The organism is Robiginitalea marina, from assembly GCF_024006985.1.
GTDB lineage: Bacteria > Bacteroidota > Bacteroidia > Flavobacteriales > Flavobacteriaceae > Robiginitalea > Robiginitalea marina.
Window position 1 is genome coordinate 26,339 of the sequence record NZ_JAMXIB010000017.1, and the last position, 15,269, is coordinate 41,607.

Consider the following 15,269-nt stretch of genomic DNA (forward strand, 5'->3'; position numbering starts at 1 on the left):
TCCGGAAAAGCACTTAGAACGTCTGTCCAACAAAAATCCCATGGGCTTTTATTGAAAGCCCATGGGATTTTTTGTGACGTAAGGGAGAATTTCAACCCTTGAACAGCCCGGAGAGCTCCTTAAAAGCCTCCCCGTCCAGGTCGGATTTCTGAAGGGCCTGCATCAATTGCATCAAATGGGCCGGGTTCATGTCGTCGCCCAGTACCCGGATCAGGGCAAAACCCTGGTCCTTGCTGTCGCCGAAAATGACGACTTCATCGATGGCATCGCCTTCGCCCAGGTACTTCACCACCCCTTTGGCCATTTTGGAATTCAACTTCATCAGTTCCTTGAAATCGGGGTTCCCCAGGATCTCCTTTACCCGGGCACTCTCCTCAAGATAGGCCTGGGCATTTTCCGTGGTTTTGCGAAAGGCAAGGATGTTAAGCTTCTTCAGCGACCCCAGGGCTTCCTTCTGGGTTTCGCTCAGGTTGGCTGCATCGAGCTTTACGATATTTGCCGGCACGTCGAGGGCGAGGAAGTTCGGGTTCTCCGCATTGTCCACATAATACTCCTGCAGGCTCTGCGTGCCCGAGCACCCTGCCAGGAACAACAGGGAAAGGGCAAGACCCCGTATTCCCTTACTTATTTTCAGATCGTTCATCATTGGATTTTTTATGACGCCCGAAAAGGGGGTTTTGGCAGCCCCCTTTCCACGCATCACAGCTCAATTAGTTCTTTTTCTTCTCGGCCTTCTCGAGTTCTTCGGGAAGGTTCATCTTCCGGGTCAGGGAACCGATTTTTGTCAGGTCGATATCCCCGGTAAGGGTCAGCAATACGGTTTCGATCTTGCGGTTGTCGATCTCCACATTGCCGCCATTCTGTATCCCGGTGACCAGCATCAGCAATTCGCTCACGTGGTCGCTGTCCTTGCCGTTGCGGATATAGAATTTCACATTGGCTTCCTTGTCCTTCACCCGCATCAGCTCCTCCAGAGAAGCCGACTTGAGGTATTTGTCCACCGTGGCCTGCATGTCGGCGGATATGCCCTTGTCTTCCGTAACAAAGACCTTCAGCCCGCTCAGGCTCTTGGCGATCTCCATGAATTCCCGGGCTTCCGGGTCATCCACATCCACATCCATCTTGATCAGCAACTCGAACATGTTCTTGTTGACGATCACGGAACTGACCTGGTCCATATCCTCGTATTTGTCAAAGATGGATTGGGCGGCCCCGGCCAGGGGGGTCAGTACTAACAGGGCAATAGCGATATACTTTTTCATCATTTTTGTTTTAATCGTTGTTTAACAGTTTCTTTTTTGTTTGTTCAAACTGGCCCAGGTAGGCGACTTTTTCCGTCCCCCGGTCCAGGTTCTGCGCGATGAGCCCAAGGGCCTTTCGGGTTTCCTGATACGCAATTTCCGCTTCGCGCTGGTCGCGGGCCTGCTTCCCGAAATAGAGGCCGATCATGAGCACGGCTGCCGCTGCAATGGAAACCCACCCGTAGCTTCTGCTTCTGGTTTTTAGTGGGACCTGCTTGGTATAGCGCTCCTTTCCGGCCTCGGAAAAATAAGAGAACATGGGGGCGTACGCTTCATGGTACGGGGCAACCGGCCCTTTCGCAAAGTAATCCCTGAGTTCCCGTTCCTCGGCTTCCGTCGCGGTCGCCTCGAAATACTTTTCCAGTAGTTGATTTATCTTATCCAATTCCATAGCGATGTTTTTCTATAAGTTTTTCCCTGACGGCTTTTCGTGCCCTGGAAAGGGTTACGCGAACCGCTGTGGGTTTCATGTCGAGCAAGGCTTCGATCTCCTCGAATTCATAATCTTCAACGTCCCTGAGCTGAAGCACCATACGCTGTTGCTCGGGAAGCTCGTCCATAATCTGCCGCACCCATCCAAGGCTGTCTTTTGCTTCCACTTCCTTTTGGAGGGAAGCCGACGGGTCGGAATAATTGCTGTGAACCAGCTTAAGGTTGCCCGACTGCTTTGATTTGAGCCGGTCGAGGCAAAAATTCCGGGTCATCGTCATCGCGAAAGCCTCCACGCTGCGATAGGAACCTATTTTGTTTTTGGCCGACCACAGTTTGAGCATTACTTCCTGGGTGGCATCTTCCGCTTCTTCCGTGGAAATCAGCAGCCGTTTTGCCAGTCGGAAAACCTTGTCTTTAAACGGCGTGACCAATTCCATGAATTCGGAGGGTGTCATTATGGGCTTTGCTGTTAGGGTTGCCACCTGTTCATCTTCTGTTTATACCATCAAGACGAAATGAGGTTAAATTTGTTACAAATAATTTTTTTTTCCTGTAAGGGTATCTAATTTAGGGCTTTTAAAAGGAAAGAAAACCGCCCACCGGGGCGGGAATGCATGATTTTCGGCCAGGGTTCTGTTCTCCTGAAATTTTGGAACGATCTTTGTCGAAAGATAGGTATTTAAAAAAAAGCATATGAAAAAGTGGTTCTTGCTGATGGCAGGCCTGGTGGTCCTGTCGTGCAGCAATGATGACAATGGGATTGACGGGCCCAATGGCCCTGACCCCGATCCGTCCGCTGATGTCGTGGTACAGGATTTTATGTGGAAAGCCATGAACCTGTGGTACTTCTGGCAGGGCGAGATCCCCGATTTGGCCGATGAACGGTTCCAATCCGTACAGGAGTATACCGAATTCCTGGAAACGGAAAGCAACCCGGCCGCCTTTTTTGAAAACAAACTCCGGTTTTTCGACGACCGCTTCAGCTTCTATAGTGACGACTACACGGAGCTGACCCAAAGCCTGGCGGGGATTTCCCGCAGCAATGGCCTGGAATTTGGCCTGGTGCAGTTCAGCGGGAGCAATAATGTCTTCGGCTATGTCCGGTATATCCTCCCGGGCTCGGATGCCGCCTCCAAAGATATTTCCCGGGGGGAACTCTTTACCGGGGTAAACGGGGTTACCCTTACGATCGACAACTACCAAAGCCTTCTTTTCGGGGAAAACGCTACCTACACGCTGAATATGGCCGATATCTCGGGCACTGAAATTACCCCGAACGGCAAGGAAGTCACCCTCACCAAGGAAGAGGGGTTTCAGGAGGACCCTATTTTCCGCACCGAAGTCTTTGAGATCGGGGGGCAGACCATCGGCTACCTGATGTATAACGGGTTCCTCAATGAATTCGACCTGGAACTCAATGATGCCTTTGGGTTTTTTCAGTCACGGAATGTCACCGAACTGATTCTGGACCTGAGGTATAATTCCGGGGGGTCGGTAAATACGTCCCGCCTGCTTTCAAGCATGATCTACGGCACCCGGACCGAGGAACTCTACCTGCGCCAGCGCTGGAATGACAAAATTCAGGAAGCCTTTACCCGGGATGATCCGAAGGCCCTGGATGATTTTTTCGCCAGCTCGGTACGGTCCGGAGTGCCCGTCAACACCCTTAACCTGAGCCGCGTCTATATCCTGACTACGCGCAGCACGGCTTCAGCAAGCGAGTTAGTGATCAATGGACTCAATCCGTATATGGACGTTATAAAAATCGGCACCACCACACGGGGCAAGAATGAATTCTCCCTGACCATGGTAGACGACCCAAACCGTCCCGGCGCCCCCTTTATCTATACCCCTGAGCGGGTGAACAGCATCAACCCCGAAAACACCTGGGCCATCCAACCCCTGGTGGGGCGTAATGAAAATGTCCTGGAATTCTCCGACTATACCGCCGGGTTTGCCCCGGATATCGAATTGGCGGAAGACCTGGAAAACCTTGGCGTTTTGGGGGACCCGAACGAGCCGTTGCTGGCCCGGGCCCTGCAGGAGATCACCGGGGTAGCCGGAAAACGCACCCTGGATGCGGTAGGGATGCCGGCAGAGCCATTTACCCACAGCGGGATGTTCAAGCCCATGAAAGACAATATGGTCCTCGACAAAGAGATCGAGCTTCCGGCCTCCCTGCAGAAAGCCCTCTTCCAATAATCCTATTAACCTCCTTCGGGAGGTTTTTTTTATAGCTTGAGCGACCAGCCCACCAGCATATTGCGTCCGGGGGTGGCAAAACCCAGCACCTCGGTATAGGATTCCCCCAGCAGGTTGGATACCTGCAGGAAGCCTTCGAGCCGACCGGGGCAGATCTGGTAATCGACCCGCGCATCCACCAGGGAAAAAGCCGGGAGTTCCACGGGGGTAAAGCTCGTAAAATCCGTATCGGTGCGCGTACCGGTATAGGCGTACCGCACCAGGGCGGAGGCCCTTTTGGAAATAGGTGCCCGGGCAGTCAGGTTGAGTTTGTGCCGCGGGATGCGGATCGCCTCGCCCCCTTCCCGGTCCGTAAAGGCATAATTCACCTGCAGGCGGGCCCCCGCCGACCATTCCCAGTCCAGCTCCCCTTCCAGGCCGCGAACGGCCACTGCTTCCGAGCTGTTGAAGTACACAAAATCTGCATTGTTGAAAATCACGGTATTTTGCTCGGAGCGGTTATAATACAGGACACTAAGGCGCACCCCCCTGTCGAGGGTGAGTTCCAGCCCGCCCTCCAGGGTGCGGTTCGTTTCGGGTTCCAGGTCGGGGTTCGCCCCAAAGGCCCCGAATAACTGCGTGAGGGAAGGGGTAATGTAGGCCGTGGCCCATGACCCCATGGCCTTCAGGTACCCGCCTTTAAAGCGATGGCTGTATGAAGGGTTCAGGTGGTAGACCCCCCGTGTGCCGTAGGTAGAATGGGAATTAAGTCGGAGCCCGGCATTGAGGTTGCCACCACCCTTTCCGTTCCAGACCAGGTTCAGGTAGGGGTCCACCAGGCTGAACTGTTCCCGGGCTTCCAGGAGGGCCCGGTCCACCAGGACGTTCAGGCCCACCAGGCCATGGAGCTGCGCAGCCAGCCGGCGCTTGTACACCAGGTCCCCGGTCCAGCTTTCCCCTTCGAAAACACCGGGGAAATCACTCTGGTTCTCCGAGCGGTATTCGGTATAGGCCCCGCTGACCTCCACCTGTTGCAGGCTGTCTTTCCATTGCCACTGTAACCCCAGGCGCTGTTGCTGCGTTCGAAAAAAGTACGCGGCATCCACTCCGTTAAAGGCATCGTCATAAGCTGCGCGCATGCGCGTGTGGTTGGCCAGGATGCCCAGGCGGGAGTTCCTGCCCAACTGCCGGCCGGCTGCGAGGTCGGCCGACCAGTTGTTGTAGGGGTCCTCCTCCACCCCGTTTTCCAGGGAAGAAAGCCCGTTGGCGAAACTATGGGAAAAGGCTGCTTTGTAATCCCAGCCCTCCTGCCGGCCCCCGACTTCGGCATAATGGCTGAACTGGCCCAGGTCGGGCCTGGAGGCTCCTACCGGGTTTTGGGTGCCCATACTCCCCTGCACCAGGCCTTGGAGGGGGCTGTTGCCGGCCCTTCGGGTTCGGATGTCGATAACAGCGGTGGCCGCATTGGCCCCGTAAAGCACGCTGGCAGCCCCTTTTATGATCTCCACCGATTCAATAGCCGAAACGGGGAGTAGCCGCAGGTCATACTCCTGGGAAAAAGAGGAGGGGTCCGATACGCGCAGCCCGTCGATGAGCACCAGCACCTGCCGGCCCCGACCCCCGCGGGCAAAGACCCCGAGGACTTCCCCGGGCCTGCCCCGGCTGCCAGATACTTCAAACCCGGACTGCTGGTTCAGGAGCTGGGCCACCGAGGCCCCCTGATAATCGCGGAGTTCTTCCGGCCCGAGCCGGACTACGGTTTTGCCCGATTGCTCGCGCCGCAGGGGGAATCGGGAGTCAATCAGCACGACCTCCTCGAGTTGGCGTACAGGGGTGGAATCAGATGGCTGTTGGCAGTAACAGGTAAACCCTGCACACAGGAAGGCCAGCCAAAGCCTGTGCTTTGTTTCCATACGGAATTCGGTAATCCGGGATGTCTTCAGGCATTGCTGCTTGTTAACCTTTAGTCCCGAAGGTTAAACATTCGACGTTGGATAAGGCAGGTCTCCTGGCTCGCGTCCGGCTGCCTACCTTCCCACGCTCCCCGGGGGGTCGCGCAGTGGTATCGAAGTGGGCAGCAGGCATCCCGACCGCGGGTCGGGATAAAGCTTACAGTTGCGGGAACAGCCCCGGATTTTCACCGGATTCCCTTTTAATGCCCGGGCCCCAGCTGGGGGCGGGCAACCATTGATCCGGGCTAAAAGTATGCAAATTCCGGGTACTTTTGAATCCTGCCCTTAAAAAAGTACTTTTAGGGCCTGAAGGAACCTACATGCTGAACCGGACCCTCCTGCTTTGTCTTTTCGCCCTGTTGCCGGCCTGCAGGGAAACCCCGCCCCATGCCCGGCAGGAACCCCGGGAGTCGATGCAACCCCGCTATGCAAAAGGATTTTCCGCGGAGCATCGCCCCGATGGGGTTTCCATCCTGACCGTTCGCAATCCCTGGCCGGGGGCTTCCAGGGAGTTCCGGTATGCCCTGGTCCCCGGCCAGGAGGTCCCCCGCTATACCGGTATGGCCGATAGCCTCGATGCGGTAATCGGGGTCCCGGTACAACGGGTCGTCCTCACGTCAACCACCCATATTCCTTCTCTTGAAGCCCTGGGCCTGCAGGAGCGCCTGGTGGGCTTCCCCGGCATGGACTATGTCTCTTCCCCCCTGACCCGGCAGCGGATGGCTGATGGGCTTGTGGAAGAACTGGGGGCAAACGAACACCTGAACACCGAAAAGGTCCTTGCCCTGCAGCCCGACCTGGTGATGGGCTTTGGCGTATCCGGGATCCCCCGACACTACCAGGCCATCCAGGCCTCCGGCATCCCTTTGGTACTGAACGGCGACTGGATGGAGGAAGACCCCCTCGGCAAAGCGGAATGGATCCTCCTTTTTGGCCTGCTCTTCGGGCGCGAACAGGAGGCCGAAAAGGTCTTTAAAACCATTGAAACGGAGTATCTGGAGGCACGCAGGCTGGCCAGCGGCTCAGAAAACATGCCCACGGTGCTGAGCGGGTCCCTCTACCGCGACGTCTGGTACCTGCCCGGGGGAAACAGCTGGGCCGCAAGTTTTATCCGCGACTCCCATGCCCGTTACCTCTGGGGCGATACCGGGGAACGGGGAAGCCTTTCCCTTAGCCTGGAAGCCGTCCTGGAGCGCGCCACCGAAGCGGAGTTCTGGATCGCCCCCTCCCAGTTCGTTTCCTACGGGGAAATGGCAGCGGCAAATCCGCATTACCAACAATTCAGGGCGTTCCGGGAACGGAAGGTCCTTACCTATGCCCGCAGCCTGGGCCCCGGGAAAGGGATGCTCTATTTCGAACTGGGGCCCAACCGCCCCGACCTGGTCCTCAAAGACCTCATATACTGGTTCCACCCGGGCCTTTTACCCGACTACGAGCCGGTATTCTTTAAACCGCTAACCGAGTGAAGCCGTCCGGAAAAACCCCTTTGCTCATGGCCCTCCTGTTGGTGATGCTAGGGGTGGCCCTTCTGGCCAACCTCAGCCTGGGGTCGGTGTACATCCCGCTGAAAGCTACCCTGGAAATCCTCGCCGGGGGGGAGGCAGCAAGGGAAAGCTGGGGATACATCATCTGGAACTACCGATTGCCCAAAGCGCTAACCGCCCTGTTGGTCGGCTCCGGACTATCCCTGAGCGGCCTGCTTATGCAAACCCTCTTCAGGAACCCCCTGGCGGGCCCCTTTGTCCTCGGGGTGAGTTCCGGGGCAAGCCTGGGGGCGGCCCTTCTCATCATGGGCGCTTCCCTCCTGGCCGGGGGATCATCGGCCTGGCTGGTCAACGATGTTTCCCTGGCCCTGGCCAGCGGTTTTGGGAGCCTGGTGGTACTGCTAACCGTACTGCTGGTTTCGGCCCGGTTGAAGGATGCCATGGCCCTGCTGATTGTGGGCCTGATGTTTGGGAGCATTACGGCGGCACTGGTAACGGTACTTTCCTATTTCGCCCCGGCCGAGCAACTGCAACAATACATTTTCTGGTCCTACGGGAGCCTGGGGAACCTGGGGTGGGGCCAACTCGGCCTCCTCGGGGTTTTCTGCCTGGTGGGAACCGCAATTGGGCTGGGCCTGGTCAAAGCCCTCAATGCCCTGTTGCTGGGTGAAAAATACGCCCAAAGCCTTGGGATCTCACTTTCCCGGACACGGGCCTGGATCATCCTGGGCACGGGCCTGTTGGCCGGCGGGATCACTGCCTTTGCCGGCCCGATTGCGTTCATCGGCCTGGCGGTGCCGCACCTTACCCGACAGCTCCTCAGAAGCCAGGACCACCGTGTACTTTTGCCAGGGGTGCTCCTTTACGGGGGCATCCTGATGCTGTTCTGCGACCTGGTGGCCCAACTCCCCTTTTCGGCTTACGTGCTTCCGATCAATGCCATTACCTCCCTGGTTGGGGCCCCGGTGGTGATCTGGCTGCTCGTCAGGCGGAGGCGGATGATATTTTAAGCCCCGACGGGACCGGTATTAGGATTTTAGGCCTGCAGCGGCTACTTTCGCAAGATGCCACAGGGCTGCTACCATTCCCCATCCATGAATCAGGAACCCCATCCAAACGAACTCCCCCTTCAGGTGCTGGACCTGCAGATCGGCTACAGGGATAAACGGAGGGAGGTCAGGCTTTCCGGTGCCCTTCGCTTCGGGCTGCCCAGGGGAAGCCTCAATGCGGTGGTCGGGGTTAACGGGGTAGGGAAATCGACCCTGCTGCGGACCCTTTCCGGGATGCACCCCCCCCTCTCCGGGGAGCTCCTGATTGAGGGGACGCCTCTGGAGAAACTCCCCCTCGAAAGGAGGGCCCAGCTGCTGAGCATTGTGCTGACCGAACCCCTGGCCTCCCAGCACCTCCGCGTCAGGGAACTGGTAGGCCTGGGTAGGTATCCCTACACGAACTGGCTGGGCCAGCTAAGCCCCGAAGATTTGAAGGGGGTGGAAGAAGCCCTGCGAAAAATGGAGCTGGAGGCCATTGCAGGGCAACCCTGCCATACCCTGAGCGATGGCCAGCTGCAACGGGCACTGATCGCAAGGGCCCTGGCCCAGGACACGCCCCTGATGCTCCTCGACGAACCCACTACCCACCTCGACCTTTACCACAAGGTAAAAATCCTGAAGCTCCTGAAGGAAATCGCACACAGCACCCGGAAAACCATCCTTTTTTCGACGCATGAGATCGGGCTGGCCATTCAATTGTGCGATCAGATCCTGGTCCTGCAGCCGGCAACCGCCCGTTTCGGGACGCCTTGCGAACTTATTGAAGCGGGCTGTTTCGAAGCCCTGTTTCCGGCCGACACCATCCGTTTCGATGCCGAAAGCGGGTATTTCAGGGTAACGAAGTAAGGTGCCGTTGCTGCTTTTATTCTACGGTCTTCTTCCTATCTTTACACAAAGCATCCAGTTTATGAACGAGTATTGGATTATGGCCCTGCTATCCGCCGTCTTTCTGGCGGGGGGGTTCCTGCTTGGGTCCTATATCGCCCGCCTCAAGATCCAGTCTGCCCAGAGCACCCTGCGGGAGCGGGAACAGCAACTGGGGAAAAACCTGGAGCTGCTCGGAGAGGAACTGCATAAATCCAGGGAACAATGGCAGGCCGTTCAACTGGAAAAGGAGCGCCTGGGCCACGAATTGGTCCGTAAAGAGGCCGAGGTGGAAAAACTCCAGGAAAAACATAGGGAACAAAAGGAGGAAATCCTCCGGTTGCAGGAAACATTTACCAGGGAATTTGAAAACCTGGCCAATAAAATCCTCGAGGAGAAAAGTACCAGGTTCACCGAGCAGAACCAACACAACATAAAAAACATCCTGTTGCCCCTGCAGGAGCGCATCCAGCGATTCGAAAGCAAAGTGGAGGAGACCCGCAAGGAAAACTACGGCATCCACCAGGCCCTGAAGGAGCAGCTGATGAACCTGCAGAGCCAGAACCTCAAAATCACCCGGGAGGCCGAAAACCTGACCCGGGCCCTCAAAGGGGACAGCAAGATGCAGGGGAACTGGGGGGAACTGGTTTTAGAGCGCGTCCTGGAAAAATCGGGCCTTGAAAAAGACCGGGAATATTCGGTGCAGCAAAGCTTCCAGCGCGAGGACGGGGGTCGTTCCATGCCGGATGTAATCATCCACCTGCCCAACGGGAACAAGATGGTTGTGGACTCCAAAGTGTCGCTGACCGATTACGAACGCTTTGTCAACGCCGAGGAAACCCTTCGGGAAACGCACCTGAAAGACCATGTGAACTCCCTCAAAAGGCATGTGGAGCAGCTTTCTGCAAAAAAATACGAGGACCTCTACGAAATGGAGAGCCCCGATTTCGTACTTATGTTCGTCCCCATTGAAACAGCCTTTTCCATCGCCATCAACGCCGAACCGGATTTATACAACCGCGCTTTTGAACGAAACATCGTCATCGTTACCCCTTCCACCCTTTTGGCCACCCTGCGCACCATCGACAGCATGTGGAGCAATGAGAAACAACAGCGGAATGCCATTGAGATCGCCCGGCAGGCCGGGGCCCTGTACGACAAGTTCGAGGGGTTGGTCTCCGACCTCACCCGGGTGGGGAAAAAGATGGACGAAGCCAAAACCGAATACCGCGGGGCCATGAACAAGCTGGTGGAAGGTCGGGGTAACATAATTGTCAGCATTGAAAAACTGCGAAAAATGGGGGCGAAGGCCAAAAAGTCGCTCCCGGAACCCATCCTGAAACGCGCCGAGGAAACGGACGAAGAAGGAGAAAGGGAAGCCGAGTAGTAATCAACCTTTTAAAACCATTAGAATGTTCAAAAAAACCGTTCTCAAAATCGTTTTGATCCTGGCCGTCATGGTCGCAGGGGTCTTTGTTTTTTTGTATTACGCCACCTACAGCGAAGGGGTGCGTTCGGGCGAGCTGATCAAATTCAGCCGAAAGGGCGTCCTTATGAAAACCTGGGAAGGGGAAGTAAGCCAGGGGATTTCCGGCGCCCAGATTTTTTCCTTTTCCGTACTCGACCGGGACCAGGAGGTCATCCAGGCCCTGAAGGAAGCGGAAGGGAAGTATGTAAAACTCGATTACGAGGAACGCTTCGCCACCTTCCCGTGGTGGGGCGATTCCAAATACTTCATTACCGGGGTGCAGGTCACCCAGTCTCCCCACGTTCAAAAATTCGGCAATAATAAGGGGGAGCAGGACGGGGACAATAACTAAGGCAGCAGCGCGGCTGCATCGGCGTCCAGCAGCCACAGGAGCTTCCCGCTTTTGGGGGCCACCCGGGAAGCCGGATACTTTTCCGACCCCTCAAGGCCGCGGCTGATCTCCAGGACCCGTTCGGCCTTGTTTCGGCCGGTCACCAAAAAAACAACCCGGGTGGCCTGGTTGATCACGCCCCCGGTTAGGCTGATACGGTGCTGGCCGCTCCCGGGGTGGGTAGCCACGACACAGCAGTCCGGGGCATCCCACAAATGGGCCTCATGCGGGAAGATCGATGCCGTATGCCCGTCTTCGCCCAGGCCCAGGACCACAAGGTCCAGGACAGGCCATCCCCCGCTGGCCGGGAGAGTTTTCCTAAGTACCTGCCCGTAGCGCCCCGCTTCCTGCCCGGGGGGGGCCTCCCCACGGATCCTGTAGATCTGCCCCTCCGGAACCCCAACCTTTCGCAACAGGTGTTTATGGGTCATCCCGTAGTTGCTGTCGGGGTGGCCAGGGGGCACGCAGCGTTCGTCGCCCCAGTAGAAAGATAGTTCTTCCCAGGGCAAGGTGTCGCGATAGCTTTCGGAGAGGACGTCAAACCAGATTTTTGGGGTGCTGCCCCCGGAGAGTGCCAGGGACTTCAGGCCATCTTCCCGGTTCCAGGCCACCAGGCGGTCCGAAAGGGCCCTGGCAACTTCAAGTTTGGAATCGTAAACCGCTATTTCCATAGATCAGGATATCACACAGAAGGCCGGGTCGTCCCGCAGGTGTTCCCCGGGGTTACGCCACCCGAAATCCCCTTCGATAAGTTCGTCGGCATTCTTAGGGCCCCACATCCCGGAGGAATACCCGTAAGTGACCACATCTTCCCCATGCTGCCAGTATTTCAGGATGGGGTCCACAAACTTCCAGGCTGCCTCCACTTCATCAGCCCGGGCGTAAAGGGTGGCGTCTCCGTTCATGGCGTCGAGCAACAACCGTTCATAGGGCTCCATGACCGTCACCTGGCCGAGGTCGGAATAATAGAAATCCAGGTTGGCCCTGGCCACTTCAAAACCCTGGCCGGGAACCTTCACCCCAAATTTTATCGCCATCCCCTCGTTGGGCTGGATCCGGATGATCAGCTTATTGTCGTACTGCTCCATGCCGGAGCCCCGGAAAATCTGGTGGTGCGGGGTCTTGAAGTGGATCACCACTTCGGTCACCTTGGTCGGCATGCGTTTGGCCGTGCGGACGTAGAACGGGACGCCTGACCACCTCCAATTGTCGACGTAGAACTTGATGGCCGCATAGGTCTCAGTAGTCGATTGGGGGTCCACACCTTCTTCTTCCCGGTAGCCTACCGCCTGTTCCCCATTGCAGCTCCCGGCAAGGTACTGCCCCCGTATGGTATGGCTGAAGAGCACTTTGGGGTCAGTCATGACCCGAAGGGATTTGAGGGCCTTAACTTTTTCGTTGCGGATTTCCTCGGGCTGCGGCCCGATAGGGGGTTCCATAACCACCAGGGAGACGATCTGCAGGAGGTGGTTCTGAAACATATCGCGCAGCGCCCCCGACCTTTCGTAGTAACCGCCCCGCTTGCCCACCCCTTCGCTTTCCGCATTGGTGATTTCCACATGGCGGATGTAGTTGCGGTTCCATAGCGGTTCAAAAATACTGTTGGCAAATCGGGTCACCAACAAGTTTTGGACCGTTTCCTTCCCAAGGTAGTGGTCGATCCGGTAGATCTGGGATTCCTCGCAATACTGCTGGAGTTCCCTGTTGAGTTCCCGGGCCGATTCCAGGTCATACCCAAAGGGTTTTTCCACAATAAGCCGCCGGTATGAATCCAACTCCTCCAACAGGCCGCGGGCATGGAGGTTTTTCGCAATAGTTCCGTAAAGGGAGGGTGGGGTGGAAAAATAGAAGATCACATTTCCCGCGACACCCTGATCGGCATCCAGAGCAAGGATGCGGTCTTTCAGGGGGCCGTAATCCGTATCATAGGAATCCCCCAGGTCGTGGTAAAACACCCTTTCGGAGAATTCCTTTCGCAGGCCAAAGTTCCCGATGGTCTGCGGGATGAATTTGTTCTTTAAAACCATCCGTTCCCTGAAGGAGGCGTCATCGCCCGTACTGCGGCTCACCCCGAGCACCGTAAAACGCGGGGACAGGTGCTTCCCCTGGAACAGGTTGAAGAGGGCAGGAATCAGCTTGCGTTCGGTCAGGTCACCGGAAGCGCCGAAAATGACTAAAAGCTGGTTGGGGATTTTATTCATGCCTGTCACTGGTCCCTTCCGCCCGGGATACCTGAAACTAGATATTTTGAGCTATTTTTGGGGGATTCCTGGCGAAGATAGAATTAATTTGGCTGCGGAAAAAATCGATCTGAATAACCCATCACCACCTATGGACACCCATACACCACCCAGGGAACCTTTTTTTGAATTCGGCTTGATTGGCCTGGGGGTCATGGGCAGGAATTTTATCCTGAACGTAGCCGAAAACGGGTTTCGGGCCCTGGGCTACGACCTGGATCCGGAAAAGGCCGGGGCCCTTGAGCAAGAGGGGCAGCAGGTGGGCCAGGTTGCCGCTACCACTGACCTTTCAGAATTCGTCCAAAGGCTGGAACGCCCGCGGAAAATAATGCTGCTGGTTCCTGCCGGCGCGGTGGTGGACCAGGTCCTCGACCAGCTATTGCAGGTCCTGGAACCCGGCGATATCGTGGTGGATGGCGGAAATTCTTATTTTACCGATACGGACCGAAGGGAAGCCCGGCTCAGGGAGGCAGGCCTACATTATTTTGGGGCAGGGGTTTCAGGCGGGGCCGAAGGGGCCCGGCGGGGCCCGAGCATTATGCCGGGGGGGGCTCCCGGGGTATACGAAGCCCTGCGCCCGGTATTCGAGGCCGTCGCCGCCAAATTCAGGGGAGAACCCTGCGTGGCCTACCTCGGCCCGGGTTCCGCAGGAAATTATGTAAAAATGGTCCATAATGGGATCGAGTACGGGCTTATGCAGCTCACGGCAGAGTGCTACCAGGTCCTCACTGCGCTTGGGGGATTTTCCAACCGGGACCTCAGCAAACTCTTCCACCGCTGGAACCAGGGGCGGCTCCAATCGTTCCTGGTCGAAATTACCGCAGAAATCTTCCAACAGCCTGACCCGCTGGGTGATGGGGACCTCATTGACCGGATACTCGACAAAGCCCGGCAGAAAGGAACCGGGAAATGGACCTCCCAGAATGCCATGGACCTGGGCATCCCGGTGCCCACCATCGACATTGCTGTGACCACCCGCGCCATCTCGGCCCTCAAACCGGCGCGTCAGCAAGGCGAAGGGCAATACCCGAAACCAGAACCGCAGACCGTGCCGGCCGACCTCCTGGAAACCGACTGTGAGGCCGCCCTGTATTTCGGCTTCCTGATGACCTATGCCCAGGGCCTGCACCAGTTATCGGCAGCCTCGGCAGAATACGGATACGGGCTTAACCTGGCCACGGTTGCCCGGATCTGGCGGGCCGGGTGTATTATAAGGGCGGCTGCCCTGGATGCGATTTCAGGGGCCTATGAGGAGGACCCTGGCCTGGAAAACCTCCTGCTTTCGAAACGATTTGTACCGGAAATTATCGCCTGTCTTCCAGCGGCCCGGGCCCTGCTGGTGCGGGCCATCGCGCAGGGGATCCCCATGCCTGCCCTTTCAGCCTCCCTTTCTTATTTTGATGCCATGACCACGGCTAGGCTACCCATGAACCTGGTGCAGGCGCAGCGCGACTACTTCGGTTCCCACACCTATGAGCGGACCGACCGGGAAGGGGCCTTCCATACCCACTGGAAGAAAACCTAAGGTCCCGCCGGGGGCGGGATACATTCGATCGGCCGTATCCCCGGCGCAGCGCCGGGGGACACCCTGACCTGTTGAAAAAAAAGATCCCGCCGGGGGCGGGATAAATTCGATCGGCCGTATCCCCGGCTCAGCGCCGGGGGACACCCTGACCTGTTGAAAAAAAAGATCCCGCCGGGGGCGGGATACATTCGATCGGCCGTATCCCCGGCTCAGCGCCGGGGGACACCCTGACCTGTTGAAAAAAAAGATCCCGCCGGGGGCGGGATAAATTCGATCGGCCGTATCCACGGCTCAGCGCCGGGGGACACCCTGACCTGTTGAAAAAAAAAGATCCCGCCGGGGGCGGGATAAATTCGATCGGCCGTATCCCCGGCTCAGCGCC

General features: G+C 57.1%; 14 protein-coding genes and 1 riboswitch. Of the genes, 7 read left to right on the forward strand and 7 right to left on the reverse strand.

Annotated features, from left to right (window positions below):
* Positions 1-91 precede the first annotated feature (91 nt).
* The 4 genes from NG653_RS14115 to NG653_RS14130 form a co-directional block, all read right to left on the reverse strand.
* Complete coding sequence (locus NG653_RS14115) at positions 92-643, reverse strand: GFO_1091 family lipoprotein (protein WP_252742367.1); 552 nt, start codon at positions 641-643, stop codon at positions 92-94.
* 67 nt (positions 644-710) lie between these two features.
* On the reverse strand, positions 711-1,262 hold the full coding sequence (locus NG653_RS14120) for a GFO_1090 family protein (protein ID WP_252742368.1): 552 nt from the start codon (positions 1,260-1,262) through the stop codon (positions 711-713).
* Positions 1,263-1,272: 10 nt separating this feature from the next.
* Positions 1,273-1,692 (reverse strand): PG0215 family putative anti-sigma factor, encoded by a 420-nt coding sequence (locus tag NG653_RS14125; RefSeq protein ID WP_252742369.1) that lies wholly within the window; start codon positions 1,690-1,692, stop codon positions 1,273-1,275.
* Positions 1,679-2,188, reverse strand: a complete 510-nt coding sequence (locus NG653_RS14130; RefSeq protein ID WP_252742370.1) for a GFO_1088 family ECF-type sigma factor — start codon at positions 2,186-2,188, stop codon at positions 1,679-1,681. The genes NG653_RS14125 and NG653_RS14130 overlap by 14 nt, the downstream gene beginning before the upstream one ends.
* A gap of 238 nt (positions 2,189-2,426) precedes the next feature.
* Between NG653_RS14130 and NG653_RS14135 the strand changes: the two genes are divergently transcribed.
* Positions 2,427-3,935 (forward strand): GFO_1087 family putative carboxy terminal peptidase, encoded by a 1,509-nt coding sequence (locus NG653_RS14135; protein ID WP_252742371.1) that lies wholly within the window; start codon positions 2,427-2,429, stop codon positions 3,933-3,935.
* Between the two features lie 29 nt (positions 3,936-3,964).
* Here NG653_RS14135 and NG653_RS14140 read toward each other — a convergent pair whose 3' ends face one another.
* Positions 3,965-5,827 (reverse strand): TonB-dependent receptor plug domain-containing protein, encoded by a 1,863-nt coding sequence (locus NG653_RS14140; protein WP_252742372.1) that lies wholly within the window; start codon positions 5,825-5,827, stop codon positions 3,965-3,967.
* 68 nt (positions 5,828-5,895) lie between these two features.
* Positions 5,896-6,118, reverse strand: a riboswitch (cobalamin riboswitch).
* A 20-nt stretch (positions 6,119-6,138) separates the two neighbouring features.
* Here NG653_RS14140 and NG653_RS14145 point away from each other — a divergent pair.
* The 5 genes from NG653_RS14145 to NG653_RS14165 all read left to right on the forward strand — a co-directional run bounded on the left by NG653_RS14145 (position 6,139) and on the right by NG653_RS14165 (position 11,083).
* A complete protein-coding gene (locus NG653_RS14145) occupies positions 6,139-7,332 on the forward strand; it encodes an ABC transporter substrate-binding protein (protein ID WP_252742373.1) in 1,194 nt (397 codons plus the stop codon).
* 26 nt (positions 7,333-7,358) lie between these two features.
* On the forward strand, positions 7,359-8,360 hold the full coding sequence (locus NG653_RS14150) for an iron chelate uptake ABC transporter family permease subunit (RefSeq protein WP_252742374.1): 1,002 nt from the start codon (positions 7,359-7,361) through the stop codon (positions 8,358-8,360).
* 84 nt (positions 8,361-8,444) lie between these two features.
* Complete coding sequence (locus NG653_RS14155; RefSeq protein WP_252742375.1) at positions 8,445-9,245, forward strand: ABC transporter ATP-binding protein; 801 nt, start codon at positions 8,445-8,447, stop codon at positions 9,243-9,245.
* A 61-nt stretch (positions 9,246-9,306) separates the two neighbouring features.
* Positions 9,307-10,650 carry a DNA recombination protein RmuC gene (locus tag NG653_RS14160; protein ID WP_252742376.1) on the forward strand — a complete coding sequence of 448 codons (1,344 nt, stop codon included), beginning with the start codon at positions 9,307-9,309 and terminating at the stop codon, positions 10,648-10,650.
* Positions 10,651-10,675: 25 nt separating this feature from the next.
* The gene (locus NG653_RS14165) at positions 10,676-11,083 is read left to right on the forward strand and encodes a 6-phosphogluconate dehydrogenase (protein ID WP_252742377.1); all 408 of its coding nucleotides are present in this window, start codon (positions 10,676-10,678) and stop codon (positions 11,081-11,083) included.
* Here the strand turns inward: NG653_RS14165 and pgl are convergent.
* Together pgl and zwf are read right to left on the reverse strand one after the other, a co-directional pair.
* On the reverse strand, positions 11,080-11,793 hold the full coding sequence (gene pgl / locus NG653_RS14170) for a 6-phosphogluconolactonase (protein WP_252742378.1): 714 nt from the start codon (positions 11,791-11,793) through the stop codon (positions 11,080-11,082). The genes NG653_RS14165 and pgl overlap by 4 nt on opposite strands.
* 3 nt (positions 11,794-11,796) lie before the next feature.
* Positions 11,797-13,323, reverse strand: a complete 1,527-nt coding sequence (zwf, locus tag NG653_RS14175) for a glucose-6-phosphate dehydrogenase (protein WP_252742379.1) — start codon at positions 13,321-13,323, stop codon at positions 11,797-11,799.
* Positions 13,324-13,453: 130 nt separating this feature from the next.
* Between zwf and gnd the strand changes: the two genes are divergently transcribed.
* On the forward strand, positions 13,454-14,887 hold the full coding sequence (gene gnd / locus NG653_RS14180) for an NADP-dependent phosphogluconate dehydrogenase (RefSeq protein WP_252742380.1): 1,434 nt from the start codon (positions 13,454-13,456) through the stop codon (positions 14,885-14,887).
* Positions 14,888-15,269: the final 382 nt, after the last annotated feature.

What these genes read in the sequence shown, in the direction of transcription:
- NG653_RS14115 (WP_252742367.1), bottom strand. Translation starts at nt 643, where the DNA reads ATGAACGATCTGAAAATAAGTAAGGGAATACGGGGTCTTGCCCTTTCC.
- NG653_RS14120 (WP_252742368.1), bottom strand. Translation starts at nt 1,262, where the DNA reads ATGAAAAAGTATATCGCTATTGCCCTGTTAGTACTGACCCCCCTGGCC.
- NG653_RS14125 (WP_252742369.1), bottom strand. Translation starts at nt 1,692, where the DNA reads ATGGAATTGGATAAGATAAATCAACTACTGGAAAAGTATTTCGAGGCG.
- NG653_RS14130 (WP_252742370.1), bottom strand. Translation starts at nt 2,188, where the DNA reads ATGACACCCTCCGAATTCATGGAATTGGTCACGCCGTTTAAAGACAAG.
- NG653_RS14135 (WP_252742371.1), top strand. Translation starts at nt 2,427, where the DNA reads ATGAAAAAGTGGTTCTTGCTGATGGCAGGCCTGGTGGTCCTGTCGTGC.
- NG653_RS14140 (WP_252742372.1), bottom strand. Translation starts at nt 5,827, where the DNA reads ATGGAAACAAAGCACAGGCTTTGGCTGGCCTTCCTGTGTGCAGGGTTT.
- NG653_RS14150 (WP_252742374.1), top strand. Translation starts at nt 7,359, where the DNA reads ATGGCCCTCCTGTTGGTGATGCTAGGGGTGGCCCTTCTGGCCAACCTC.
- NG653_RS14155 (WP_252742375.1), top strand. Translation starts at nt 8,445, where the DNA reads ATGAATCAGGAACCCCATCCAAACGAACTCCCCCTTCAGGTGCTGGAC.
- NG653_RS14160 (WP_252742376.1), top strand. Translation starts at nt 9,307, where the DNA reads ATGAACGAGTATTGGATTATGGCCCTGCTATCCGCCGTCTTTCTGGCG.
- NG653_RS14165 (WP_252742377.1), top strand. Translation starts at nt 10,676, where the DNA reads ATGTTCAAAAAAACCGTTCTCAAAATCGTTTTGATCCTGGCCGTCATG.
- pgl (WP_252742378.1), bottom strand. Translation starts at nt 11,793, where the DNA reads ATGGAAATAGCGGTTTACGATTCCAAACTTGAAGTTGCCAGGGCCCTT.
- zwf (WP_252742379.1), bottom strand. Translation starts at nt 13,323, where the DNA reads ATGAATAAAATCCCCAACCAGCTTTTAGTCATTTTCGGCGCTTCCGGT.
- gnd (WP_252742380.1), top strand. Translation starts at nt 13,454, where the DNA reads ATGGACACCCATACACCACCCAGGGAACCTTTTTTTGAATTCGGCTTG.